Source organism: Streptomyces sp. Tue6028, assembly GCF_002300165.1.
In the GTDB taxonomy this organism is placed as follows: domain Bacteria; phylum Actinomycetota; class Actinomycetes; order Streptomycetales; family Streptomycetaceae; genus Streptomyces; species Streptomyces siamensis.
The window spans coordinates 178746-202958 of sequence record NZ_MLCE01000014.1 but is presented as its reverse complement, the minus strand read 5'-3'; the positions used below and the strand labels follow the sequence as shown (position 1 = coordinate 202958).

19 protein-coding genes and 1 pseudogene are annotated in these 24213 nt (G+C 71.9%); 14 read left to right on the top strand and 6 right to left on the bottom strand.

All coding sequences use genetic code 11. From position 1 onward, the window contains the following. Positions 1 to 39 precede the first annotated feature (39 nt). The 3 genes and pseudogenes from BKI49_RS13300 to BKI49_RS13290 all read right to left on the bottom strand — a co-directional run bounded on the left by BKI49_RS13300 (position 40) and on the right by BKI49_RS13290 (position 2909). Positions 40 to 240 carry a helix-turn-helix transcriptional regulator gene (locus BKI49_RS13300; RefSeq protein WP_028803562.1) on the bottom strand — a complete coding sequence of 67 codons (201 nt, stop codon included), beginning with the start codon at positions 238 to 240 and terminating at the stop codon, positions 40 to 42. 583 nt (positions 241 to 823) lie between these two features. After that, positions 824 to 1747 (bottom strand): annotated as a pseudogene (locus BKI49_RS13295) (helix-turn-helix domain-containing protein); the annotation flags it as partial. 217 nt (positions 1748 to 1964) lie between these two features. Beyond that, positions 1965 to 2909: a sugar phosphate isomerase/epimerase family protein gene (locus tag BKI49_RS13290; protein WP_095934443.1), complete on the bottom strand. Its 945-nt coding sequence runs from the start codon at positions 2907 to 2909 to the stop codon at positions 1965 to 1967. A gap of 122 nt (positions 2910 to 3031) precedes the next feature. On the opposite strand from BKI49_RS13290, the gene iolC reads away from it, so the two are divergent. From iolC to BKI49_RS13260, 6 genes are all read left to right on the top strand, one after another. Then, positions 3032 to 3982, top strand: a complete 951-nt coding sequence (iolC, locus tag BKI49_RS13285) for a 5-dehydro-2-deoxygluconokinase (RefSeq protein ID WP_095934442.1) — start codon at positions 3032 to 3034, stop codon at positions 3980 to 3982. Beyond that, the gene (locus BKI49_RS13280; protein WP_179332430.1) at positions 3979 to 4974 is read left to right on the top strand and encodes a Cgl0159 family (beta/alpha)8-fold protein; all 996 of its coding nucleotides are present in this window, start codon (positions 3979 to 3981) and stop codon (positions 4972 to 4974) included. The genes iolC and BKI49_RS13280 overlap by 4 nt, the downstream gene beginning before the upstream one ends. Before the next feature lie 7 nt (positions 4975 to 4981). Continuing rightward, positions 4982 to 5815 (top strand): 5-deoxy-glucuronate isomerase, encoded by an 834-nt coding sequence (gene iolB, locus BKI49_RS13275; RefSeq protein ID WP_095934441.1) that lies wholly within the window; start codon positions 4982 to 4984, stop codon positions 5813 to 5815. Continuing rightward, a complete protein-coding gene (gene iolD, locus BKI49_RS13270) occupies positions 5812 to 7695 on the top strand; it encodes a 3D-(3,5/4)-trihydroxycyclohexane-1,2-dione acylhydrolase (decyclizing) (RefSeq protein WP_095934440.1) in 1884 nt (627 codons plus the stop codon). Before iolB ends, iolD begins: the two co-directional genes overlap by 4 nt. A gap of 13 nt (positions 7696 to 7708) precedes the next feature. After that, positions 7709 to 9211 (top strand): CoA-acylating methylmalonate-semialdehyde dehydrogenase, encoded by a 1503-nt coding sequence (gene mmsA, locus BKI49_RS13265; RefSeq protein WP_095934439.1) that lies wholly within the window; start codon positions 7709 to 7711, stop codon positions 9209 to 9211. 518 nt (positions 9212 to 9729) lie between these two features. Beyond that, complete coding sequence (locus BKI49_RS13260) at positions 9730 to 11139, top strand: APC family permease (protein ID WP_095934438.1); 1410 nt, start codon at positions 9730 to 9732, stop codon at positions 11137 to 11139. On the opposite strand, the gene BKI49_RS13255 is transcribed toward BKI49_RS13260, so the two are convergent. Next, on the bottom strand, positions 11136 to 11546 hold the full coding sequence (locus BKI49_RS13255; protein ID WP_095934437.1) for a GNAT family N-acetyltransferase: 411 nt from the start codon (positions 11544 to 11546) through the stop codon (positions 11136 to 11138). The two genes, BKI49_RS13260 and BKI49_RS13255, sit on opposite strands and share 4 nt — an antisense overlap. Positions 11547 to 11662: 116 nt before the next feature. On the opposite strand from BKI49_RS13255, the gene BKI49_RS13250 reads away from it, so the two are divergent. From BKI49_RS13250 to BKI49_RS13235, 4 genes are all read left to right on the top strand, one after another. After that, complete coding sequence (locus BKI49_RS13250; RefSeq protein WP_095934436.1) at positions 11663 to 14347, top strand: alpha/beta fold hydrolase; 2685 nt, start codon at positions 11663 to 11665, stop codon at positions 14345 to 14347. Further along, positions 14344 to 15207: an ABC transporter permease gene (locus tag BKI49_RS13245; protein WP_095934435.1), complete on the top strand. Its 864-nt coding sequence runs from the start codon at positions 14344 to 14346 to the stop codon at positions 15205 to 15207. The genes BKI49_RS13250 and BKI49_RS13245 overlap by 4 nt, the downstream gene beginning before the upstream one ends. A 157-nt stretch (positions 15208 to 15364) precedes the next feature. Continuing rightward, complete coding sequence (locus tag BKI49_RS13240) at positions 15365 to 16939, top strand: YfbK domain-containing protein (RefSeq protein WP_095934482.1); 1575 nt, start codon at positions 15365 to 15367, stop codon at positions 16937 to 16939. Between the two features lie 181 nt (positions 16940 to 17120). Then, positions 17121 to 19040, top strand: coding sequence for an AMP-dependent synthetase/ligase (locus BKI49_RS13235; protein ID WP_095934434.1), 1920 nt, complete (start codon positions 17121 to 17123; stop codon positions 19038 to 19040). 95 nt (positions 19041 to 19135) lie between these two features. On the opposite strand, the gene BKI49_RS13230 is transcribed toward BKI49_RS13235, so the two are convergent. After that, positions 19136 to 19546: a rodlin gene (locus tag BKI49_RS13230; protein ID WP_095934433.1), complete on the bottom strand. Its 411-nt coding sequence runs from the start codon at positions 19544 to 19546 to the stop codon at positions 19136 to 19138. A 204-nt stretch (positions 19547 to 19750) separates the two neighbouring features. Next, positions 19751 to 20164, bottom strand: a complete 414-nt coding sequence (locus BKI49_RS13225) for a rodlin (protein ID WP_095934432.1) — start codon at positions 20162 to 20164, stop codon at positions 19751 to 19753. A gap of 250 nt (positions 20165 to 20414) precedes the next feature. On the opposite strand from BKI49_RS13225, the gene BKI49_RS13220 reads away from it, so the two are divergent. The 4 genes from BKI49_RS13220 (at position 20415) to BKI49_RS13205 (ending at position 24191) form a co-directional block, all read left to right on the top strand. Further along, entirely contained in the window at positions 20415 to 20831 is a 417-nt protein-coding gene (locus BKI49_RS13220) for a rodlin (protein ID WP_095934431.1), read from the top strand. Between the two features lie 280 nt (positions 20832 to 21111). Continuing rightward, positions 21112 to 21369: a chaplin gene (locus BKI49_RS13215; RefSeq protein ID WP_095934481.1), complete on the top strand. Its 258-nt coding sequence runs from the start codon at positions 21112 to 21114 to the stop codon at positions 21367 to 21369. Between the two features lie 131 nt (positions 21370 to 21500). Continuing rightward, positions 21501 to 22436, top strand: a complete 936-nt coding sequence (locus BKI49_RS36165) for a chaplin (RefSeq protein ID WP_179332429.1) — start codon at positions 21501 to 21503, stop codon at positions 22434 to 22436. Between the two features lie 312 nt (positions 22437 to 22748). Further along, positions 22749 to 24191 (top strand): glycoside hydrolase family 26 protein, encoded by a 1443-nt coding sequence (locus tag BKI49_RS13205; RefSeq protein ID WP_095934429.1) that lies wholly within the window; start codon positions 22749 to 22751, stop codon positions 24189 to 24191. Positions 24192 to 24213 lie beyond the last annotated feature (22 nt).

The window sequence follows — 24213 nt, the reverse complement described above, 5'->3', positions numbered from 1 at the left end:
GGTGCCCCACCCGGAGGTGGGGCAGCTGGGCGGGCCGGCTCAGTCGTCCCGGCGGCCCCGGTTTCCCGGGCGGGAGGCGACCCAGGCCCTGACGGTGTCGGCGTACCAGTAGGGCTTTCCCCGCTCCACGTGGTCGGGTGCGGGCAGCAGCCCGTGCTTGCGGTACGACCGGACGGTGTCCGGCTGCACCTTGATGTGCGCCGCGATCTCCTTGTACGACCAGAGCCTACGGTCGGTCATGAGTGGCACCTCCCTGCGCGCACCGCGGCGGCGGCCGGGGGCGGCCGTCGGGGGAGCCGGGCGCTGCGCTGGCGATCACAAAGCCTGTGCTCCGTGAACGACGCGGCGTGAGCGCCGGGCAGCGCCTGTGAACCGGGTGTGACGCAAGACCCGCGTACACGCGACATGTGTGACAGGGGGGTGGTTTTTGTGACACGAGTGACGCATTGGCGAACGAGCGAAGAGGTGTACGCCGGGTGGCCGTGGGCATCAAGTGCCTTTTGAGCACGGGACGCCGACGGACGCGCGGAGCGGAGCCGTCGGCGGGCCGGGCCCCTTGTCCCCCGGGGTTCTCCCGCCGTGTTCGCGCGGGAGCCGCCCTCGCCGGGCCCGGCCCACCGGCTCCCCGCATCCCCCCTGGTGCGTGGCCGGAAGGATCAGCGTGCCGTCAGCGCGTCCCGTGGGTCTTGGAAAAAATCGCATTCGGGTCGATCACGTTCCGGCGGAGTGCCGTTCCCCCGGAGCGGTCCGGGCCCGGTCGGGAGGGGGCCCGTCGGGAGCGGGCCGCGCGTCGGCCGGGAAGAGCGGTGTCCCCGTCGGCCGGGAGGAGCAGGCTGGTGGCCTCGCCCGCCATCCGGTCCGCGCCCGGAGGGCCGGGCGGGGCCACGGGAGGAGCCACCCGCGCCGCCGTGAACTCGCCCGGTGTGCAGCCGGTCATCGTCCTGAACTCCCCGCTGAGATGCGCCTGGTCGTAGAACCCGCACGCGGCCGCGGTCTCCGCCTGCGAACGCCCCGCCGCGAGCAGCCGCCGTGCCCGTTGCAGGCGCAGCACCCGGGCGGCGGCCTTCGGACCGAGTCCGATCTGTTCCCGGAACCGGTTCTCCAACTGCCGTACGCTCCAGCCGACCTCGTCGGCGAGCCGGGGCACGGGCACCGCGCCCCAGGTCCGCTGGAGCCGGTCCCAGGCCCGTACGACCCGCGCCGAGCTGGGCGGTCCCGCCGCGGCCCACCGCGCGAACACGTCGTCGAGCAGCCGGAACCGCTCCGCCCAGCCGGGCAGCGCGGCCAGTGCGGCGGACAGTTCACCGATGCTGCTCCAGCGGTCCCGGCCCGGCCCCGCGCCCGGCGGACACGGCAGTTCGTCGGGGTCCACCGTCCGGTCGGCGAGCTCGTACTGGGGTGTGCCGAACAGCGTGAACGCCGCCCACGGCGCGAGCATGACCTCGATGCCCGCCAGCCGTCCGCCGTGCTCGCCGACGGCCGAAGTGGTGGTCGGCCCGGAGAACACCGACACGAGTGTGGCGGGGGGCCGGCCCTCCCGGGAGACGCGCAGGGGCTGGTCGAAGCCGAGGAGCAGGGTCGCCGCGCCGATCGGCGCCTCCAGCCTGCGCCGGGGGCCGTCGAGGGCGAGCCGGATGCCGCGGTAGCTGACCACGCCCGGCCGTAGTCGCGGATGGGGCGACGCGAGCGCGGTCTCCCAGGTGCCGCCGGGTCCGCACCCGGCCCGCGAGACGATTCCCGTCGTCATCCGTCCCTCCCGCCGTCCGTCCGCACCGGGGAAACACCCATCGTGCAACGCGGCCCCACCGGCCGGAAGGCCCGTCTCGTTCCACGCTCCCGGTGGGGCGGCCGCGTTGCTGCGCTTCGCAGGTCCCGTCCTGCTCCCTTCTCCCGATGGGGCGAAGGCGCCGCTCCGCTCCGCAGGTCCCGTCCCGCTCCCCGTTCCCGACGGGGCGACCGCGTCGCTACGCCCCGCACGACCTCAGGAACGCCCGGGTCCGCCGGGCGATCGGCAGCGGCTTGTCCGGCGGGCACGGGTACATGTCCTGCTCGACGATGGCGAAGAGTTCGACGCCGAGCCGCTGGGCGGCGGCGAGCACGGGCTCCAGCGCCGGTACACCGGACGGCGGTTCGCACATCACGCCGCGGGCCACGGCGGGCCCGAACGGCACCTCGTCGGCCCGCACCTCGGCCAGGACCAGCGGGTCCACCTGCTTGAGATGGAGGTAGCCGATGCGCTCGCCGTACGTCTCGATGAGCTTGACGCTGTCCCCGCCGCAGTAGGCGTAGTGGCCGGTGTCGAGGCACAGGGACACGAGCGAGGAGTCGGTCGAGTCGAGGAAGCGCGTGACGTTCTCCTCGCTGTCGATGTGTGTGTCGGCGTGCGGGTGGACGACGATCCGCAACCCGAAGCGTTCGCGCACCTCGTGGGCGAGCCGCTCCGTCTGCGCGGTCAGGTTGCGCCACTGCGTGGGGGTCAGCGTGCTGTCCTCCAGCACCGCGCCGGTCTTGTCGTCGCGCCAGAAGGCGGGAATGACGACGAGGTGCTCGGCGCCCATCGCCCGGGTGAGTGCGGCGATGTCCGCGACGTGCGCCCAGGTGGACTCCCACACCTCGGGTCCCTTGTGCAGTGCGGTGAAGACGGTGCCGGCCGAGACGGTGAGCCCGCGTCGCGCCGTCTCCTCCTTCAGGACGCCGGGATCGGTGGGGAGATAGCCGTACGGGCCGAGTTCGATCCACTCGTACCCGGACTCGGAGACCTCGTCCAGGAATCGCCGCCAGGGGATCTGCCGGGGGTCGTCGGGGAACCAGACGCCCCAGGAGTCGGGAGCCGAACCGATCCGGATGCGGGACAGTGAGGACGAAGGCGGCGACGGGTGAGGCGATGACTGGGGCGGCAACGACGTCATGGGCGTCAGCTTCGGGCGGCCCCGGAAAGCTGTCAAGCCATCGTCCGAATGTCTGGACAAAACGTTGACAGGGTTCCCCGCGCGGGACTAGACCTGGGTTCAGCCGTAGCGAAGGGAAGGCGATGGCGTACGACCTGATCACCATGGGGCGGATCGGTGTGGACCTCTACCCGTTGCAGACGGGGGTCACGCTGGCCCGGGTGACGTCCTTCGGGAAGTTCCTCGGCGGCTCGGCGACGAACGTGGCGGTGGCCGCCGCCCGGCTCGGACGGCGTACGGCGGTGATCACACGGACGGGTGAGGACCCGTTCGGCGCATACCTCCACGAGGCGCTGCGCGGTTTCGGGGTCGACGACCGCTGGGTCACTGCGGTTCCCGGACTGCCCACCCCCGTCACCTTCTGCGAGGTCTTCCCGCCCGACGACTTCCCGCTCTACTTCTACCGGCAGCCCAAGGCCCCGGACCTGGAGATCCACGCACGGGACCTCGATCTGGAGGCCATCAGCGCGGCCCGTCTGTTCTGGGTGACCGGCACGGGCCTGAGCGAGGAGCCCAGCCGCACCGCGACCCTCGCGGCCCTCGCCCACCGCGCCCGGTCCGCCGCGACGGTCTTCGACCTGGACTGGCGGCCCATGTTCTGGAAGGACCCCGGGGCGGCCCGCCCGTTCTACGCCGAGGCCCTGCGCCACACCACCGTCGCGGTCGGCAATCTCGACGAGGTCGAGATCGCGACCGGCGAGCGCGAACCGGACGCCGCCGCCCGCGCCCTGCTGGACGCGGGCGTCGAACTCGCCGTGGTGAAGCAGGGACCCAAGGGCGTCCTCGCCGTCCACCGCGACGGCTCCCGCGCGGAGGTCCCGCCGCTCCCGGTGGACGTCCTCAACGGCCTCGGCGCCGGCGACGCGTTCGGCGGATCCCTGTGCCACGGACTGCTCGCCGGCTGGGACCTGGAGCGCGTCATGCGGCACGCCAACGCCGCCGGAGCCATCGTCGCGTCCCGCCTGGAGTGCTCCTCCGCGATGCCGACGCCCGAGGAGATCGAGGACGCGATCACGGCGGGAGAAGTGCGATGAGAGCGGGCCACGTCGGGGGCGCCCGGCACGAGCAGGGCGGCGACGCGAGAGGCTCCGCCGACGCGGCCGCCGGTGCCCGCGCCGGCCACGGCGAACTCCGCCCGCCGTACCGCACGGTCGACCTCGCCGGACTCGTCCGGACCCGCGCCCGGCACCCCGAGGCGATCGCCGAGGCCGCCGCCCGTCGGGTGCGCCGTCCCCTGGTGGGCGACTCCGGGCGGCTGATGATCGTCGCGGCGGACCACCCGGCCCGGGGCGCGCTGGCCGTCGGCGACCGCAGGCTCGCCATGGCCGGCCGCGCCGACCTCCTGGAGCGTCTCTGCCTCGCCCTGTCCCGTCCCGGTGTCGACGGCGTGCTCGCCACCGCCGACATCCTCGACGACCTGCTGCTGCTCGGCGCGCTCGACGACAAGGTCGTCCTCGGGTCGATGAACCGGGGCGGACTCGCGGGCGCCTCCTTCGAGTTGGACGACCGGTTCACCGGCCACCGGCCGCAGGACATCGAGCGGCTCGGTTTCGACGCGGGCAAGCTCCTGCTGCGCATCGACTACGACGACCCGGGCTCCCTGCGCACGCTGGAGTCCACCGCCCGGGTGATCGACGAGATGGCCGAGCGGCGGCTGCCGGTCTTCGTCGAGCCGTTCCTGTGCCACCGCCGCGACGACGGCACGCTGCGCAACGACCTGAGCGCCGAGGCCGTCATCAAGTCCATCGCCATCGCCAGCGGTCTGGGCGGCAGTTCGGCGTACACCTGGCTGAAGGTTCCCGTCACGGACAACCCCGACGACATGGCCCGTGTCATGGAGACCTCCACGCTGCCCGCGGTCCTCCTCGGCGGCGACGTCGCGGAGGACCAGGAGGGCGCGTACGAGAAGTGGCGCGGCGCACTCCAACTGCCCACCGTGCGAGGTCTGGTGGTGGGCCGCTCCTTGCTCTACCCGGCGGACGGCGATGTCGCCGCGGCCGTGGACACCGCCGTAGGACTCCTGTGAGGGCCGCATGAGCAAAGAGCTGTACGTCCCCCGAGGCGCCACCGCCGACGCGCACTACGCGCTCGACATCGACCCCGAGCGGGCCGGCTGGACCCATGCGAGCCTGCGGGTCGTCGAACTGCCGCCCGACGGCACCCACACCTTCACCACCGGTGACAGCGAGTGGATCGTGCTCCCGCTCGCCGGCGGCTGCACGGTCCGCGTCAAGGACGGCATCGAGGAAACAGAGTTCCCCCTCCTGGGCAGGGAAGGCGTGTTCGCCGGAGTCTCCGACTTCGCGTACGTGCCCCGCGACGCCCGGGTCCAGATCGCCTCCGGTGCGGGAGGCCGCTTCGCCCTGGCAGGAGCGAAGTGCGAGCGCCGACTCCCCGCCCGCTACGGCCCCGCGCCGGAGGTTCCCGTCGAAGCCCGCGGCAGCGGCAACTGCGCCCGCCAGGTGCGCAACTTCGCCTCCGCGGACGCCTTCGAGTGCGACCGGCTCATCGCCGTCGAGGTCATCACCCCGGGCGGCAACTGGTCCTCGTACCCGCCGCACAAGCACGACGAGTACCGGCCGGGCGAGGAGAGCGAACTGGAGGAGATCTACTACTTCGAGATCGACGGCCCGAACGGTTTCGGCTATCAGCGCGTATTCCCTTCGCGCGAGGGTGGCTCCGACGTCCTCGCCGAGGTCCGCACCGGCGATGCCGTCCTCGTCCCCGACGGATGGCACGGCCCGTCCGTCGCCCAGCCCGGCCACACGATGTACTACCTGAACGTCATGGCCGGACCGGGCAAGGACAGGGAGTGGCGGATCTGCTTCCACCCGGGACACCTAGAGACCACAGAGGGATACCGATGACCTCAACGACGAGGCTGACGGTCGCACAGGCGCTGGTGCGCTTCCTGGCAGCCCAGCACACGGAACGGGACGGCGACCGGCAGCGGCTGATCGGCGCCACCTGGGGCATCTTCGGCCACGGCAACGTCGCCGGGATCGGTCAGGCACTCGTCGAGTACGGCGACGCCATGCCCTACCACCAGGGCCGCAACGAACAGGCCATGGTGCACGCGGCGGTCGGCTACGCCCGCCAGTCCGGCCGGCTGTCCACACACGCCGTCACCACCTCCATCGGCCCCGGCGCCACGAACCTCGTCACCGGCGCGGCCCTCGCCACCGTCAACCACCTCCCGGTCCTGCTGCTGCCCGGCGACGTCTTCGCGACCCGCCCCGCCGACCCGGTCCTCCAGCAGCTCGAAGTCCCCTACGCGGGCGACGTGTCGGTCAACGACTGCCTGCGCCCGGTGTCCCGGTACTTCGACCGGATCACCCGCCCCGAGGCGCTGATCCCGGCGGCCCTCCAGGCGATGCGTGTGCTCACCGACCCCGTCGAGACCGGCGCCGTCACCCTGGCGCTGCCGCAGGACGTGCAGGCGGAGGCGTACGACTGGCCGGAGGAGTTCTTCGCCGAACGGACCTGGGCGGTGCGCCGCCCGGCGGTCGACCAGGCCGAGCTGGCCGCCGCCGTGCGGGCGATACGTGAGGCCCGGCGTCCGCTGATCGTCGCGGGCGGCGGCGTCCACCACAGCCGTGCCGAGGGGGCGCTCGCCGAGCTGGCCTCCGCCACCCGCATCCCGGTGGCCTCCACCCAGGCGGGCAAGGGCTCGCTGCGCTGGGACCACCCGCAGGACGTCGGCGGCATCGGCCACACCGGCACCGCGACCGCCGACGAGCTGGCCCGCACCGCCGACCTGGTGATCGGCGTCGGCACCCGCTACACCGACTTCACCACCGCCTCGGGCACCCTCTTCGGCGGCTCGGACGTCCGTTTCCTGAACCTCAACATCGCGCCGTACGACGGTCACAAACTCGGCGGTCTCCCGCTGGTCGCCGACGCCAGGGCGGGACTCGAGGAGCTGACCGAGGCGCTGCTGCTGCACGACCACCGCGCCGAGCCGGCCTACGTCACCGAGTACACGGACGACAAGGAGCGCTGGGAGTACCGCGTCGAAGCGGCCTACGAGACCGAGGACGACGACATACGCCCGACCCAGCCGCAGGTCCTCGGTCTGCTCGACGAGCTGGTCACCGAGGACGACATCCTGATCAACGCGGCCGGCTCGCTCCCCGGCGACCTGCACAAGCTGTGGCGCACCCGGTCCCGGGACCAGTACCACGTCGAGTACGGCTACTCGTGCATGGGCTACGAGATCCCGGCGGCGATCGGTGTGCGGATGGCGGCCCCGGACCGCCCGGTGTGGGCGCTGGTCGGCGACGGCACGTATCTGATGATGCCGACGGAGATCGTCACCGCCGTGCAGGAGGGCGTCGCGATCAAGGTGCTGATCCTGCAGAACCACGGGTACGCCTCGATCGGCGGTCTCTCCGAGGCCGTGGGCGGCGAGCGCTACGGCACGGCGTACCGCTTCCGGGCCGAGGACCGCACGTACACGGGCGCTTCGCTGCCCGTCGATCTCGCGGCCAACGCGGCCAGCCTGGGGATGCGCGTCCTACGCGCGAAGACCGTGCGTGACCTGCGGGCCGCCCTGGCCGAGGCGCGCGCGGCGGACACTCCCACATGTGTCTACGTCGAGACCGAAACGGCAGACACAGTGTCGGGCGCGCCCCCGGCGCAAGCCTGGTGGGATGTACCTGTGGCCGAGACCGCGACCCGATCGTCGGCGGTCAAGGCGCGCGAGGAGTACGACCGGCACGTCGCCGCCCGACGCCGCCATCTGTGAAGGAGTTTTGGCCATGACGAAGACCGTCGACCACTGGATCGGTGGCAAGACCGTCGAAGGTGCGTCGGGTACGTACGGGCCGGTCACCGACCCGGCGACCGGCGCCGTGACCACGCAGGTCGCCTTCGCGACCGTCGACGAGGTGGATGCCGCGGTCGCCGCCGCGAAGGACGCGTACGCGACCTGGGGCCAGTCCTCGCTGGCCAAGCGGACCACGATCCTGTTCAAGTTCCGCGCGCTGCTCGACGCCCACCGAGACGAGATCGCCGAGCTGATCACCGCCGAGCACGGCAAGGTGCACTCGGACGCGCTCGGCGAGGTCGCCCGCGGCCTGGAGATCGTCGACCTGGCGTGCGGGATCACCGTGCAGCTGAAGGGCGAGCTATCGACCGAGGTGGCCTCGCGGGTCGACGTGTCGTCGATCCGCCAGCCGCTCGGCGTCGTCGCGGGCATCACGCCGTTCAACTTCCCGGCCATGGTGCCCATGTGGATGTTCCCGATCGCCATCGCGTGCGGCAACACCTTCGTGCTCAAGCCGTCCGAGAAGGACCCGTCGGCGTCGATGAAGGTCGCCGAGCTGCTGGCCGAGGCCGGTCTGCCGGACGGCGTCTTCAACGTGGTGCACGGCGACAAGGTGGCCGTCGACCGCCTCCTGGAGCACCCGGACGTCGCCGCCGTCTCCTTCGTGGGCTCGACCCCGATCGCCCGCTACATCCACACCACGGCCTCGGCGAACGGCAAGCGCGTCCAGGCCCTGGGCGGCGCCAAGAACCACATGCTGGTCCTCCCGGACGCGGACCTGGACGCCGCGGCGGACGCCGCCGTGTCGGCCGCCTACGGCTCGGCCGGTGAGCGCTGCATGGCCATCTCGGCCGTGGTGGCCGTCGGCTCGGTCGGCGACGAGCTCGTCGCGAAGATCCGCGAGCGCGCCGAGAAGATCAAGATCGGTCCCGGCAACGACCCGACCTCCGAGATGGGCCCGCTGATCACGGCCGCGCACCGCGACAAGGTCGCGTCGTACGTGGCCGGCGCGGCCGCCCAGGGCTCCGAGGTCGTCCTGGACGGCACCGGCTACACCGTCGAGGGCTACGAGGACGGCCACTGGATCGGCCTCTCGCTGCTCGACAAGGTGCCCACGTCGGCGGACGCGTACAAGGACGAGATCTTCGGCCCCGTCCTGTGCGTGCTGCGCGTCGACACCTACGAGGAGGGTGTCGCCCTCATCAACGCCTCGCCGTTCGGCAACGGCACCGCGATCTTCACCCGGGACGGCGGCGCCGCCCGCCGCTTCCAGCTGGAGATCGAGGCGGGCATGGTCGGCGTGAACGTGCCGATCCCGGTGCCCGTGGGCTACCACTCCTTCGGTGGCTGGAAGGACTCCCTCTTCGGGGACCACCACATCTACGGCAACGACGGCACGCACTTCTACACCCGCGGCAAGGTCGTCACCACCCGCTGGCCGGACCCGTCCGAGGCGCCGGCCGGCGTCGACCTGGGCTTCCCGCGCAACCACTGAGACTTCCCCTCGGTGCCCCGGAACCGCGAGCCGGTTCCGGGGCACCGGTGCGTCCGGCGCCGTTCCTCCCGCGCGCCTGTCGTGTGTCTTCCGCCCAGCAGGCTTCCCCTTCTTCTTGTGCGGCCGCGCTTCCCCCGCGGGAGCCGGGGCCCTACCGCTCGGTAGTCGTCCCGACCGCCGAGAAATTCAGGCGAATTTACGCGGCCGCGCTGCGGTTCCCGTGTGCGGGTGATGAAACGGGTGGCGTAAGTATTTCGCGCATTCAGCCTTTGAAAGCAAGGTCATGGTCCGCTGAGTCTTGATGATTGCCATATAGAGGCGCACTTACCTGGGAAAGCGATGTGACATGGGTCGCTCCGCTAGTGCGGATTCCGAAGGTAAACGGCCATTGACGCAACGGTTTCCGTCAAGGTTCCATCAACGTCGGGAGCGGACGAAAAGACGTACGACGCGAGCCGCCGGAGGCGATATCGCTCCCGACCGAATCACCTGACGCACGAGTCGATCGGAACCGCTTCATGACCGACACGCTCCGCCCTGTCGAGACCGCAGTCCTGGACGCCGCCCCTTCGGCGTCGGACAGCCCTCGAAAGCTCAAGCGCTCCATCGGCATCGTCGGCGGCACCCTGCTGACGCTCTCCTGCGTGACGCCCGCCTCCACGCTCTTCGTGGTCGTGCCCGACCTGTTCGGCTCGCTCGGCACCGCCACCGCCCTCACGATCGCCATCGGCTCCCTGCTCTGCATAGCCGTGGCGTTCTGCTACTCGGAGCTGGGCACCCTCATCCCCAGCGCCGGCGGCGAGTACGCGATGGTCTCGACGATGGCCGGACGCCTGGCGGGCTGGCTGGTCTTCGTGCTCTCCCTGCTGGTCGTCATGATCGTGCCGCCGGTGATCGCGATGGGCACCGCCGACTATCTCGCGCCGATCGTGCACCTCGACCCCGCCATGACCGGCGCCGGCGTGATGCTCCTCGCCACCCTCGCGGGCCTGCTCGACCTGCGGGCCAACGCCTGGATCACCGGCATCTTCCTGGTGCTCGAAGTCATCGCGGCGGCCGTCGTGGCGGTGCTCGGCTTCGCCCACAGCGAGCGCGGCCCGGGCAGCCTGGTCTCGATGCAGGTCGCGGGCTCCGGAGGCCACACGGACACCGTCACGGCCATGCTGGTCGTGTCCGGACTCGCCATCGCCCTCTTCGTCACCCAGGGCTTCTCCACCGCCGTCTACCTCTCCGAGGAGCTGGAGAACCCGCGCCGCAACGTCGCCCGCACGGTCCTGGCGACCCTCGCCATCTCCACCGTGATCATCCTGGTGCCGGTCGTCGCCATCACCATGGGCGCCTCGGACCTGTCCGCCCTCACCGGCGGCGACATCAGCAGCATGGTCACCGCGTGGTCGAACTCCGCCGTCGGCACCTTCGTCAGCCTGTGCGTCGCCCTCGCGATCATCAACGCGGGCATCGTCATGGTCATCCAGAACTCGCGGGTCCTGTTCGCCTCCGCCCGTGACAAGGCCTGGCCCGAGCCCGTCAACAAGGGCCTGTCGCGCCTCGGCCGCTTCGGCTCCCCCTGGGTCGCCACGCTCCTCGTGGGCGTCCCCGGAGCACTGCTGTGCTTCGTCAACCTGGACACGCTGTACGGCGTCACCGGCGTCTCCGTGACGGCCATGTACCTGCTCGTCGCCGTCGCCGCCCTGCTCGCCCGGCGCGGACAGCACCGCCACACGCAGGCCTGGCGGATGCCGCTGTGGCCCGCGATGCCCGTCCTGCTCATCGCGGTCCTCGCCTACGTCCTCAGCCAGCAGGAGACCTCCTACCTGCTGTGGACCGGCGGCATCACGGCCGTCGCCACCCTGTACTGGGCCTTCTACCTGCGGCCGCGCCGCGAGACCCGATGGCTGGTGTCGATCCCGGAGGACGCGCAGGCCTAGGCGAAGTCCCAGGTCACCACCGTGCACGACCCGTCGTCCTTGCCACCCGCGCTGCGGTAGGTGGCAAGGGCGACGTCGTTCCCGGTGTCGACACCGACCCACATGCCGTAGCAGCCGCGCTCCCGGGCCAGCGCGGCGAGCGCCCGCACCAGCGCGCTCCCGGTGCCGCGCCGCCGGAACGGTCCGGCGACCGCCAGTTCGTAAAGGAACATCTCGGTGCCCTTGTCGGGATGGACCGTCTCCACACCGCTGACGAACCCGACGGGACCGCCGTCCTCGTACGCCAGGAACAGGTGGTGGCCCTGGGTCTCCAGGAAGCGCCGGGCCCATTCGGGACGCACGGGGTGGTCGAAGAGGTACTCGGCGGCGGTCAGTTCCCCGACCGTGGTGGCGCGGCGCATCTCCATGGGCCGTTCGTACCACGGACGCGGTACGCCGGTACCCGCCCGTACTCCTGTGGGAGGGGCCGGGGTTCAGCCCGGTGGCTGCATCCGTCGCCGGTCCCCGCCCGTACCGTTGGAGCATGGATCTTCGACTGCCCCGACCGCGCGGGCCGCGCCGGGGCCCGCTCCCCGGTCGGACGTGGCCGGGCACCCGGGGGAGGTTCGCCGCCGCGGCGGCCGCCCTCGCCGTGCTCGCCGGCGCCGGCACCTGGACGGCCGTCGCCTCGGACGACGCGCCTCCCGTGCACCGCGCCGACCGCGTCATGGCCATGAGCGGCGGCGTGCGCGTCGACACCTCGTACTTCACCGCGGGCCCGTCCTCGCACCGCCGCCCCGCCGTGCTCCTCGCGCACGGCTTCGGCGGCAGCAAGGCCGACGTCGGGGACGAGGCGGAGCGGCTCGCCCGTGACGGATACGCGGTGCTGACCTGGTCGGCACGCGGCTTCGGCCGCTCCACCGGCACGATCGGGCTGAACGACCCCGAAGCCGAGGTCGCCGACGTGTCCCGGCTGATCGACTGGCTCGCGCGGCGGCCCGAGGTCCGGCTCGACGCGGACGGCGACCCGCGCGTCGGCGTCACCGGTGCCTCGTACGGCGGCGCGGTCTCGCTGCTCGCCGCCGCGTACGACCGGCGGGTCGACGCGATCGCCCCGTCCGTCACGTACTGGAACCTGGCCGACGCCCTCTTCCCGAACGGCGTGTTCAAGAAGCTCTGGGCCGGTGTCTTCGTCAACACCGGTGGCGGCTGCGACCGTTTCCAGCCCCGGCTGTGCGCCATGTACAACCGCGTCGCCGAGTCCGGCAAGCCCGACGAGGCGGCCACCCGGATGCTCCAGGAGCGCAGCCCCTCCGCCGTCGGCGACCGCATCAAGGTGCCCACGCTCGTCGTCCAGGGCCAGTCCGACTCGCTGTTCCCGCTCGGTCAGGCCGACGCGACGGCCCGCGCGATCCGGGCGAACGGAGCACCGGTGGACGTCGACTGGATCTCCGGTGGCCACGACGGCGGCGACATGGAGACCGGCCGCGTCGAGTCCCGGGTCGCCGCCTGGTTCGACCGCTACCTGAAGGACGACAAGGGCGCCGACACCGGCCCCGCCTTCCGCGTCACCCGCACCGGCGGCATCGACTCCACCGACGGCGCCGCACAGCTGCGCGGCGCGAGCGCGGACAGGTACCCCGGCCTGACCGCCGGGCGGCGCACCGTCCCGCTGAGCGGCCGCGAGCAGAGCTTCGACAACCCCGCCGGCGGCGGCCCGCCCGCCATCTCGGCGCTGCCGGGCCTCGGCGGCTCGGGCGGCCTCGCCCAGCTGTCCTCCCTCGGCGTCGGGGTCTCCCTCGACTTCCCCGGCCAGTACGCGCACTTCGATTCCCCGGTGCTCCGCGACGACCTGCGGATCACCGGCACCCCCACGGCGACGGTGCACGTCACGTCGAGCGCCGACGACGCCGTCCTGTTCGCGAAGGTCTACGACGTCGGGCCGGGCGGCCGGCAGCAGGTGCTGCCCTCCCAGCTCGTCACACCGCTGCGCGTCGAGGGCGCCAGGACCGGCAAGGACGTCACGGTCACCCTGCCCGCCGTCGACCACGAAGTGCGGAAGGGCCACCGGCTGCGCCTCGTCCTCGCCTCGACCGACCTCGGCTACGCCTCACCGTCCGCCCCGGCCACGTACACCGTGTCCCTGAAGGGCGACCTCACGGTCCCCACGGCGCCCGGCGTGAAGACCGCCGCCGCGCCGCTGCCCTCCTGGGTGTGGTGGCTGCCACTCGCCGGAGCGCTGGCCGCGCTCGCCCTGCTGCTCACCGCCCGCCGCCGCACGGCACCGGCCGCACCCGACCCGGACCTCGCCGAAGTCCCGCTCCAGATCACCGGCCTGAGCAAGCGGTACGCCGGGTCCGCCGACCGGTACGCGGTACGGGACCTGTCGTTCCGCGTGGAGAAGGGCCAGGTCCTCGGCCTGCTCGGACCGAACGGCGCGGGCAAGACGACCACCCTGCGCATGCTCATGGGCCTCATCGGGCCGGACGACGGCGAGATCCGCGTCTTCGGGCACGGGATCCGGCCGGGCGCGCCGGTCCTCTCCCGCGTCGGGGCGTTCGTCGAGGGCGCGGGCTTCCTCCCGCATCTGTCCGGCCGCGAGAACCTGGAGCTGTACTGGCGGGCGACGGGCCGCCCGCCCGAGGACGCCCACCTGGAGGAGGCCCTGGAGATCGCGGGCCTCGGCGACGCGCTGGCCCGCGCCGTCCGCACCTACTCCCAGGGCATGCGTCAGCGCCTCGCCATCGCCCAGGCGATGCTCGGCCTGCCCGACCTCCTCATCCTCGACGAACCGACCAACGGACTGGACCCGCCGCAGATCCGCGAGATGCGCGAGGTCATGATCCGTTACGCCGCCGCGGGCCGCACGGTCATCGTCTCCAGCCACCTCCTCGCCGAGGTCGAGCAGTCCTGCACGCACCTCGTGGTCATGGACCGCGGCCGGCTGGTCCAGGCGGGCCCGGTGAGCGAGATCGTCGGCTCCGGCGACACCCTTCTCGTCGGCACCGTTTCGCCCGTGGACGAGCCCGTCGTCGAGAAGGTCGGCGCGCTGCCCGGCGTGGCCTCGGCCGTCGCCACCGAAGGCGGACTGCTGGTCCGGCTGGCCGCCGGGGGCAGCGCCGAGCGCCTGGTCGTCGAACTCGTACGGCTCGAAGTGCCCGTGGCGTCGATGGGCCCGCACCGCCGTCTGGAAGACGCGTTCCTCACCCTGATCGGAGGCTCCGCATGAGCACGCTCGTCGAGCGCGGCGAGACGGCCGACGGGTACCGTGCCCGGCGCACCCTGCCGCTGCGCGTCGAACTGATCCGGCAGCTGAAGCGGCGCCGCACCCTCGTGATGGGGGCGATCCTCGCGGCGCTGCCCTTCGTCCTGGTCGTGGCGTTCGCGATCGGCGGCGACCCGGGCTCGCGCAACGGCCAGGTCACGCTCATGGACACGGCCACCGCGTCCGGCGCCAACTTCGCCGCGGTGAACCTGTTCGTGTCCGCGGGCTTCCTCCTGGTGATCCCGGTCGCCCTGTTCTGCGGGGACACGATCGCTTCCGAGGCGAGCTGGTCGTCGCTGCGCTATCTGCTGGCCGCGCCCGTGCCCCGGGCCCGGCTGCTGTGGTCCAAACTCGTCGTCGCCCTCGGCCTCAGCCTTGCCGCGATGATCCTGCTGCCGGTCGTCGCGATCGCGGTGGGCACCGCCGCCTACGGCTGGGGACCGCTGGAGATCCCCACCGGCGGCGCGCTCCCCGCGGGCACCGCGACCCAGCGGCTCCTCGTGGTGATCGCCTATGTCTTCGTGTCCCAACTCGTCACCGCGGGCCTCGCGTTCTGGCTGTCGACGAAGACGGACGCTCCGCTCGGCGCGGTCGGCGGCGCGGTCGGCCTGACGATCGTGGGCAACGTCCTGGACGCCGTCACCGCCCTCGGCCACTGGCGTGACTTCCTTCCCGCGCACTGGCAGTTCGCGTGGGCCGACGCCGTCCAGCCGACCCCGGAGTGGAGCGGCATGATCCAGGGCACGGCGATTTCCATAACGTACGCGCTCGTGCTGTTCGCGCTGGCCTTCCGCGGTTTCCGGCGCAAGGACATCGTGTCCTAGGTCTCCGGAGGATCACCCACCGGTCTCGAAGGCCCCCCGTCGTGGCCGCTTCGAGATCCATCCGCAACCCCCCGGAGCGCACGTCCCGGCCCCCTCGGCCGTCACAGTCACAGACGTCGGCCCACACACGGCCGCTCACCGAGGGGGCAGCATGGGGATGCACCTGACACGGATACGCACACGGGCCGCGGGAGGCCGCCGGCTGCGCGGCACCCTGCTCGCGCTGACGGCCGCGGGCGCCGTCCTGCTGACGGGATGCAGCGCGAGCGACGGCAGCAACTCGGCGGACCACGCCGACAAGTCCGGCGGGCGCACCCTCCCGCTGCCCGCCCCCGACCGGCCCACGGGCGACGCCCAGGGCGCCCAGGAGGGCGAACAGACCGGGGCGCCCGACCGGGAGATCGCACCGTCCCCCGACTACCTCTCCACCTTCGCCCTGGACGTCGACACCGCCTCCTACGGCTACGCCCGCCGCACCCTCGCGGGCGGCAGGGTCCCGGACCCCTCCACCGTCCGACCCGAGGAATTCGTCAACAGCTTCCGCCAGGACTACCGGCGCCCCGACGGCAACGGCTTCACCGTCACCGTCGACGGCGCCCGCACCGACGACGAGCGCTGGTCACTCGTCCGCGTCGGCCTCGCCACCCGCGCCGCCGAGGACGAGCGGGAACGGCCGCCCGCCGCCCTCACCTTCGTCATCGACATCTCCGGCTCCATGGCCGAGCCCGGCCGCCTCGACCTGGCCAAGGACTCCCTCGACGTGATGACGGACCGGCTGCGCGACGACGACTCCGTCGCCCTGGTCACCTTCAGCGACAAGGCGGAGACCGTCCTGCCGACGACCCGCCTCGGCGACCACCGGGGCCGCGTCCACGACGCGATCGGCAGCCTGGAGCCGACGGACTCGACCAACCTCGGCGCCGGCGTGGACCGGGGCTACGAGACGGCGGTCGAGGGCCTGCGCGAGGGCGCCACCAACCGGGTCGTGCTCATCTCGGACGCTCTCGCCAACACCGGCGACACGGACGCCGACAGCATCCTGGAGCACATCTCCGACGCCCGTCGCGAGCACGGCATCACCCTGTTCGGCGTCGGGGTCGGCAGCGACTACGGCGACGCCCTCATGGAGCGTCTCGCCGACAGGGGCGACGGGCACACGGTGTACGTCTCGGACCGCGACGAAGCCCGTACCGTCTTCTGCGACCAGCTCCCGCGGAACATCGACCTGACGGCCCGCGACGCCAAGGCGCAGGTCGCCTTCGACCCGCAGACGGTCGAGCAGTTCCGGCTCATCGGCTACGACGATCGCGCGGTGGCCGACGAGGACTTCCGCGACGACCGGGTCGACGGCGGCGAGGTCGGTCCCGGCCACACGGTCACCGCGCTCTACGCCGTCCGCACCCGCCCCGGCGCCTCGGGCCACCTCGCCACCGCGAGCGTCCGCTGGCTGGACCCCGACACCCGCGTCCCGCACGAGGAGTCCGGACTGCTGGAGGCCGGTTCCCTCGACGGCGACCTGTGGACGGCCGACCGCTCCCTCCAGGTCGCCGCCGTGGCCGCCTACTTCGCCGACGGTCTGCGCGCGGGCGACACTCGGTTCGACGCCCTGCCCGGCGCGCTTCCGCTCGGCGAACTCGCCACCCGCGCCGACCGGCTCGCCGACGACTCCGAGGACCCGGCGGTACGCGGGCTGGCGACCGCGGTCGAGCAGGCGAACCGGCTGAAGGGCTGAGCAGAGCGGCCCTGGAGGGCGGACCGGGGGACGTCCCCCACAGGGCTGGACGGCGGGCGTCCGCCGCCGTCCGGCCGGCCCGGTTCATCGACCGTGCGCAACCCATTGAATTTCCGTTACGCCTGAGTAAGTTGACTCCGGAGTAAGTACTTCGAGCAAGTCCCCCCGACCGGGAGCCGTCATGGGCGTACGCAAGGATCTGAAACGGGCGAAGCGGCGCGCCGACCTGGCGGACCGCAGCAGGGTGGAACTGGTCCGGGACGAGGACGGCACGGTCCGCGAAGCGCGTGCCGCACGCCTCGCCCCGGCCCCCGCCACCGGCAGCACCGCCGACCTGCCCTTCACCAACGCGGCCGAGGCCCCCGACGCGGTCGTCCTGCGCCGCGCGGAGAAGGGCGTGTGGCGGCCGGTGACCGCGGCTGCCTTCGCCCGCGAGGTCACCGATGCCGCCAAGGGCCTGATCGCGGCGGGCCTGGAGCCGGGCGGCCGCGTCGCGGTGATGTCCCGCACCCGTTACGAGTGGACGGTCCTCGACTTCGCCGTCTGGGCGGCCGGCGGCCAGACCGTCCCCGTCTACGCGACCTCGTCGGCCGAGCAGGTGGAGTGGATCGTCCGGGACTCGGGCGCCCGGTTCGCCGTCGTCGAGACCGACCAGAACGCGGACACCGTGGCCACCGGCACGGCACGGCACCCCGAACCCCCGCGCGTGTGGCGGCTGGACGCCGACGCGCTCGGCGAACTCACCGCCCTGGGGCGGGACATCGCCGACGAGGAGGTGGCCAAACGGCGCGCCGCGCTGACCCCCGACACCGTCGCGACCGTCTGCTACACCTCCGGGACCACCGGGCAACCCAAGGGCTGCGTCCTCACCCACGCCAATCTGCACGCCGAGGCCGCCAACACGGTCGAGCTGCTGCACCCCGTCTTCAAGGAGGTCACCGGCCAGACGGCCTCGACCCTCCTCTTCCTGCCCCTCGCCCACATCCTGGGCCGCACCCTCCAGATCGCCTGCCTCATGGCGCGCATCGAACTGGGTCACTGCCCGAGCATCAAGCCGGACGAACTCCGGCCCGCGCTCCGGCAGTTCCGCCCGACCTTCCTCGTCGGCGTCCCGTACCTCTTCGAGAAGATCCACGACACCGGGCGGGCCACGGCCGAGAAGATCGGCCGGGGAGCCTCCTTCGACCGTGCCGACCGCATCGGCGTCCGTTTCGGCGAGGCCTACCTGAACAAGTTCCTGGGCGTGGGCAAGGGCCCCGGTCCCGGCCTGTACGCCGCCTGGGCGCTGTACGACCTGCTCGTCTACCGCCGTATCCGCAAGGAACTGGGCGGCCGGGCCCGCTACGCCATCAGCGGCGGCTCCCCGCTCGACCGCAACCTCAACCTGTTCTTCTACGCGGCCGGAATCATCGTCTACGAGGGGTACGGCCTCACCGAGACCTCCGCGGCCGCCACCATCGTCCCGCCCCTCGAACCCCGCCCCGGCACGGTCGGCCTGCCGGTCCCGGGCACCGCGGTGCGCATCGCCGACGACGGCGAGGTCCTCATCAAGGGCGGCATCGTCTTCGGCTCCTACTGGAACAATCCGGCCGCCACCGACGCCGTCCTCACCGACGACTGGTTCGCCACCGGCGACCTCGGTGCCCTGGACGAGGACGGCTACCTCACCATCACCGGCCGCAAGAAGGACATCCTCGTCACCTCCGGCGGCAAGAACGTCTCGCCCGCCGTCCTGGAGGACCGGCTGCGCAGCCGCTCGCCCGTCGGCCAGTGCGTCGTCGTCGGCGACAACCGCCCGTACGTCGCGGCCCTGATCACCCTCGACGCCGAGTCCCTCGCCCACTGGCTCGCCGTGCGCAAACTGCCCGCGGACACCCCGCTGTCCGACGTCGTCGCGGACCCCCGGATGCGCGCCGACGTCCAGAAGGCCGTGGACCACGCCAACGCGGCGGTCTCCCGGGCCGAGTCGATCCGCCGCTTCGCCCTGGTGGCGGGCGAGTTCACCGAGGACAACGGTCTGCTCACCCCATCGCTGAAGGTGAAGCGGCACGCGGTCACCACGGCGTACGCCGCGGACATCGAGGAGCTCTACCGGAGCTGAGCGGCCCTCGTGCCGACACGGGGAGCGGCCGGTCCCCGCACACGGGAACAGCGGGCCGCCCCGAAGGGCGGCCCGCTGTCCGCGGTACCGGGAGGTCAGCTGCCGGTGGCGCCGTTGCCCGACAGGACCGGGATGTTGTCCAGGATGTGCGAGAGCGGCTCGTCGCCCTTGGCCTGGGTGGAGTTCTCCGTGCACTGCTGGTTCTGCGGGGCAGACAGGACCGGGACGTCCTGGACGGCGGTGATCGGGATCGCGCCGACGACGGAACCGACGTTGGCCTTGGCGGGCAGGCCCACACAGGGCTTGTTCAGCGAGCCCTGCACCAGCGAGAGCTGGGGGCTCAGGTCGCCGTTCGTGGCCTGGTTGCCGTAGGACTGCGTGGAGTTGGTGCCCTGGGTGGTGGTGACACCGTCGTCGTTCCCGATCGCCAGCGCCTGCGGCGCGGCGGCAGCCGAGACGCCGGCGAGAGAAGCGGCAATGGCCGCGGTCGCCCACAGCTTCTTCATGTTCGTTGCCCTTTCGGAGAGCGGACTCCGGTGCGGAGCCGCGTAATGATCAACTCTGGTGCGGGCCGTCCGGTTGCTGCGTGTGCACCGAACGGCCCAAGGGGTCTGAGGGATCCGAGTGCCGGTGCCGCTGTCGTCATGGAGCCGACAGCGGCAGCGGGCCGCCGGGACACCCGGCGGCCCGCTGTGCGCGGTGCCGGAAGGTCAGCTGCCGGAGGCGCCGTTGCCCGACAGGACCGGGATGTTGTCCAGGATGTGCGAGAGCGGCTCGTCGCCCTTGGCCTGGGTGGAGTTCTCCGTGCACTGCTGGTTCTGCGGGGCAGACAGGACCGGGACGTCCTGGACGGCGGTGATCGGGACGAGACCGACGACCGAGCCGACGTTGCCCTTGACCGGCAGGCCGATGCAGGGCTTGTTCAGCGAGCCCTGCACGAGCGCCATCTGGGGGCTCATGTTGCCGGAGGTGGCCTGGTTGCCGTAGTTCTGCGCGGAGTCGGTGCCCTGGGTCGTGGTGACACCGTCGTCGTTCCCGATCGCCAGCGCCTGCGGCGCGGCGGCAGCCGTGGCTCCGACGACGGAAGCGGCGACCGCCGCGGCGGCCATAACCTTCTTGATCACTTGCTGATCCCTTCTGGAGTAACCCCGTACACCGGAGCGTTCTGGACAACTGGAACCGGCCCACATGGTTGCTCCGGTTCACCCCAATGGCCCATACGGGTTGCGTCTTCGCCGAGTCCTCGGGCCAGAGGTTCCGTGAATTCCGCAACCCTGAACGCACCATCCGGGTGACGGGACGAAACCAATCGCGTCGACGCCGGTTGATGTGGGAGCAGGAATACCTGCTCTCTGCCAGGAAAGGACCGGAGTAATGCTCAAGAAGGCAATGGCCGCGGCGGCGGTCGCGGCTTCCGTCGTCGGTGTCTCGGCGACGGCCGCCCCGCAGGCGCTGGCGATCGGGAACGACGACGGCGTCACCACGACCCAGGGGACCGGTGCCGAGCAGACCTACGGCAACGGCGTCACCCAGGGCGACCAGAGCCCGCAGCTCTCCCTCGCCCAGGGCGACCTGAACAAGCTGTGTGTGGGCCTTCCCGCCAAGGCCAACGTGGGTTCGGTCGTGGGTGTCCTGGTGCCCGTCACCGCCGTCCAGGACGTGCCGGTGCTGTCGGCCCCGCAGAACCAGCAGTGCGCCGAGAACTCCACCCAGGCCAAGGGCGACGAGCCGCTCTCGCACATCCTGGACAACATCCCGGTGGCTTCCGGCAGCGGCGCCACCAACAGCTGACGACTGTTCACGGGAGGCTCGGGCCGAGTGCCGCGTCATGCGGTCGGCCCGGGTCTTTCCGTGCTTTCCCGCCGTAGGCGGCGAGATATTCGAACCAGCCGGGAGAAGCGTTTCTTCCGATGTGAAGTTTTCGTGCGTATTCGGTGCGGGCGATTCGAGTGAATTAACAAGCCGACCGGGTTTCGCAGTTTCTTCGCCCCGCTGTCGCTCGTTTGCAGTCCGTAGGTCATGGTGCGAGCCGTTCATGCTGTGCTCGCTCGGTTTCGGCCGTCAAACGGGCATGACCGCAGAGAAGGGAAAGTGCGTGAAGCTCAAGAAGAGCGCTGCAGTCGTCGCGGGCACGATCGCGGCCCTGGGCATGGCCGTCCCCGCCTTCGCCGACTCCGGTGCCCAGGGCGGCGCCGCCGAGTCCCCCGGCGTCCTGTCGGGCAACGTGGTCCAGGTCCCCGTGGACGTGCCCCTCAACGTGTGCGGCGACACGGTCGACGTCATCGGGCTGCTGAACCCGGCGCTGGGCAACGGCTGCGCCAACACCTGACGCGGCGACGGCTCGGCCGCCTCGGCTGAGCCGCGGCCGGCCTCGGACTGCCTCTTCGCGTCCGGGGTCGGCCTTCCTCACTTCTACCAGCAGGAAGATCAACGAGATTGCGACAGACTCTGAGTAGGGGAATGGTCGTGGCCGCGGCCGCGACGAGCATCGTGTCCCTGTACGGGAACCCGGCTTTCGCCGACGCGGGCGCGGAAGGGGTCGCCGCGGACTCGCCCGGCATCGCCTCGGGCAACAACGTCCAGGTTCCGGTGAACGTACCGGTGAACGCCTGCGGCAACACCGTCGACGTGGTCGCATTGCTCAACCCGGCCTTCGGCAACTCCTGTGCCAACGGCTCGGGTTCGGGCGGAACGAGCAGCTCGACGGAAACGAGCGGGACGTCGCGTGTGCCGGGTGTGTCGCAGCAGCCCGTGCACCACGACGACTCCGTCTACGGTCCGGACGACTCCGTCTACGGTCCGGACGACATCGAGCGCGCGGTGCCCGGCACGTACAGCGGCTCCTCGGCGCACGGGGAGACCACCGGATCGCCCGGCGTCCTGTCGGGCGGCCTGTTCCAGGTTCCGGTGGACGTGCCGGTGAACGCCTGCGGCAACACCGTGGACGTGGTCTCCGCGCTCAACCCGGTCTTCGGGAACGAGTGCGGCTACGGGGACACGCCTCCGACGACTCCGCCGACGACCACGCCTCCGACGACCACACCTCCGACGACGACGACGCCTCCGACGACGACGCCGCCGACGACCACACCTCCGACGACGACCACGCCGCCGAAGACCACGCCGCCGACGACGACGCCTCCGAAGACCACGCCTCCGAAGACGGTGACTCCGCCGTCGACTCCGCCGGCGACGACTCCGCCGACGTACACCCCGCCCACACCCCCGGCGTTCACCCCGCCGCCCCCCGTCGAGGAGCAGACGCCTCCTCCTCCGGGCGGATCGCTGGCGCACACGGGCAGTGAGGGCACCCTCGCGGCGTCGGCCGCCAGCGCCGCCCTGCTGGGGGGCGGAATCCTCCTGTACCGGCGAGGCCGAGCCGCCTCCCGCCGGTAGCACCCCGCTACGGGTGCCGGACGACGCGGGCGCGCGTCCGGTACCCGAGCCGGTGCCGCGCCCGGCGGCCACTCGGAGCAACGGGACCGGCCATGTCCGCGGCGGGCGAGCCGGGCCCGGGTGCTCGACGCGTTCAGGGAACCCGGCGTGATCGTCACGGGGAGCGGCGGGGGCGACTCCCCGGCCGCGGTCATCCGTGCGAGTGATCATCACCGATGAAGACCGATGCCGTGTTCGGCAAAAGGGGTATTTGTATGACTGTATGTCAGTAATCGAACGCATCACGCGGTTCCGAGCGCGCCGGGAGCGGACATGGCCCCACAGCACCTGCGGCCTCGAAGCGGGCGGTCGGCGTTCGTCGCGGCCGGCGTCGTAGCGGCGGTCGTCCTCGCGGCGGGTCCGGGACACGCAGCCGGAGCCGGAGCGGTCCGGGTCACCGACCCGACAGTCCCGCCGCCCGCCTCGATGCCGTCGGCACCGGTGATCCCCGCCACGCCCACCACCCCCGCGACGCAGCCGGAGACCGCGACACCGTCCGCCGAGCCGCCGCCGTCCACCGAGGGGCGCAACGCCTTCGGGGCCTACCTCGACTACGGCCCCACGGGCATCGCCCGTATCGCGAAGTTCGGCGAGTGGCTGGGCGGCGCCGACGTGCGGGTCGGGCACACGTATCTCCCGGGTGACCGCTGGAGCAACATCGAGGGCGCGCCCGACTTCCTCGACGACTGGGCTCGATGGCGGCGCGAGCGGGACGACCGGCTGTTCGTCCTCAACGTGCCGATGCTGGAGCGCAACGAGGAGAACATCTCCGACGCCGGGGTCCGGCTGGGGCTGCGCCAGGGAGCGGCCGGGATGTTCGACGGTCACTTCCGGGCCCTCGCCGAACGTCTCGTCGAGCTGAAGGTGCCGGACACCGTCATCGTGCTCGGCTGGGAGATGAACGGCATCACGTACACCCACCGGTGCGGTCCCGACCCCGCGGCCTGGAAGAAGTACTGGGAGCGCATCGTCACCACCATGCGCGCGGTGCCGGGGCAGAAGTTCCGGTTCGAGTTCACCCCCAGCCGCGGCCGGGACGCGATTCCCTGGACCCAGTGTTATCCGGGGGACGACACCGTCGACATCATCGGGATGGACGCGTACGACCAGCCGAACGGGCTGCCCTTCGAGGAGCAGGTGACGGAGCCGTACGGCCTCCAGCGGCACGTGGACTTCGCGAAGGCCCACGGAAAGCCGGTCGCCTACCCGGAATGGGGGCTCTACCGCAACGGCGACGACGCGTCGTACATGAAGGGCATGCTCGCGTGGTTCGACGAGCACAAGCCGGTGTACAACACGATCACGGACTACTGCCCGCACGGCGTCTGGCAGTGCGGAGAGAACCCGGAGGCGGCTGCGGTCTACCGTGCGGCGCTCCTGGGACGCACCGACCCGACACCTACGCCCACCCCGACGCCTACGCCTACGCCGGAGCCGACGCCCACACCGACGCCTGAGCCGACGCCCACACCTACGCCTACGCCTACGCCGACTCCGACACCGACGCCGGAGCCCACACCTACGCCTACGCCGACTCCGACGCCGGAGCCGACGCCCACACCTACGCCCACGCCTGAGCCGACGCCCACACCGACTCCGGAGCCGACGCCGGTGCACCCGCCGGGCTGCACCTCCCTCGACCTGGGGGACTGGGTCGAGTACTGGATGTGCGGCAAGCTGTGCCTGCGCTTCGACCGGTGGTCGCGCAGCCGGTGAGACGAGGACGGCGGCGGACCGT

What these genes read in the sequence shown, in the direction of transcription:
- BKI49_RS13300 (WP_028803562.1), bottom strand. Translation starts at nt 240, where the DNA reads ATGACCGACCGTAGGCTCTGGTCGTACAAGGAGATCGCGGCGCACATC.
- BKI49_RS13255 (WP_095934437.1), bottom strand. Translation starts at nt 11,546, where the DNA reads ATGGAGATGCGCCGCGCCACCACGGTCGGGGAACTGACCGCCGCCGAG.
- BKI49_RS13235 (WP_095934434.1), top strand. Translation starts at nt 17,121, where the DNA reads ATGGGCGTACGCAAGGATCTGAAACGGGCGAAGCGGCGCGCCGACCTG.
- iolD (WP_095934440.1), top strand. Translation starts at nt 5,812, where the DNA reads ATGACCTCAACGACGAGGCTGACGGTCGCACAGGCGCTGGTGCGCTTC.
- BKI49_RS13230 (WP_095934433.1), bottom strand. Translation starts at nt 19,546, where the DNA reads ATGAAGAAGCTGTGGGCGACCGCGGCCATTGCCGCTTCTCTCGCCGGC.
- mmsA (WP_095934439.1), top strand. Translation starts at nt 7,709, where the DNA reads ATGACGAAGACCGTCGACCACTGGATCGGTGGCAAGACCGTCGAAGGT.
- BKI49_RS13290 (WP_095934443.1), bottom strand. Translation starts at nt 2,909, where the DNA reads ATGACGTCGTTGCCGCCCCAGTCATCGCCTCACCCGTCGCCGCCTTCG.
- BKI49_RS13245 (WP_095934435.1), top strand. Translation starts at nt 14,344, where the DNA reads ATGAGCACGCTCGTCGAGCGCGGCGAGACGGCCGACGGGTACCGTGCC.
- iolC (WP_095934442.1), top strand. Translation starts at nt 3,032, where the DNA reads ATGGCGTACGACCTGATCACCATGGGGCGGATCGGTGTGGACCTCTAC.
- BKI49_RS13205 (WP_095934429.1), top strand. Translation starts at nt 22,749, where the DNA reads ATGGCCCCACAGCACCTGCGGCCTCGAAGCGGGCGGTCGGCGTTCGTC.
- BKI49_RS13215 (WP_095934481.1), top strand. Translation starts at nt 21,112, where the DNA reads ATGACCGCAGAGAAGGGAAAGTGCGTGAAGCTCAAGAAGAGCGCTGCA.
- BKI49_RS13220 (WP_095934431.1), top strand. Translation starts at nt 20,415, where the DNA reads ATGCTCAAGAAGGCAATGGCCGCGGCGGCGGTCGCGGCTTCCGTCGTC.
- BKI49_RS13280 (WP_179332430.1), top strand. Translation starts at nt 3,979, where the DNA reads ATGAGAGCGGGCCACGTCGGGGGCGCCCGGCACGAGCAGGGCGGCGAC.
- BKI49_RS13240 (WP_095934482.1), top strand. Translation starts at nt 15,365, where the DNA reads ATGCACCTGACACGGATACGCACACGGGCCGCGGGAGGCCGCCGGCTG.
- BKI49_RS13260 (WP_095934438.1), top strand. Translation starts at nt 9,730, where the DNA reads ATGACCGACACGCTCCGCCCTGTCGAGACCGCAGTCCTGGACGCCGCC.
- BKI49_RS13250 (WP_095934436.1), top strand. Translation starts at nt 11,663, where the DNA reads ATGGATCTTCGACTGCCCCGACCGCGCGGGCCGCGCCGGGGCCCGCTC.
- iolB (WP_095934441.1), top strand. Translation starts at nt 4,982, where the DNA reads ATGAGCAAAGAGCTGTACGTCCCCCGAGGCGCCACCGCCGACGCGCAC.
- BKI49_RS36165 (WP_179332429.1), top strand. Translation starts at nt 21,501, where the DNA reads ATGGTCGTGGCCGCGGCCGCGACGAGCATCGTGTCCCTGTACGGGAAC.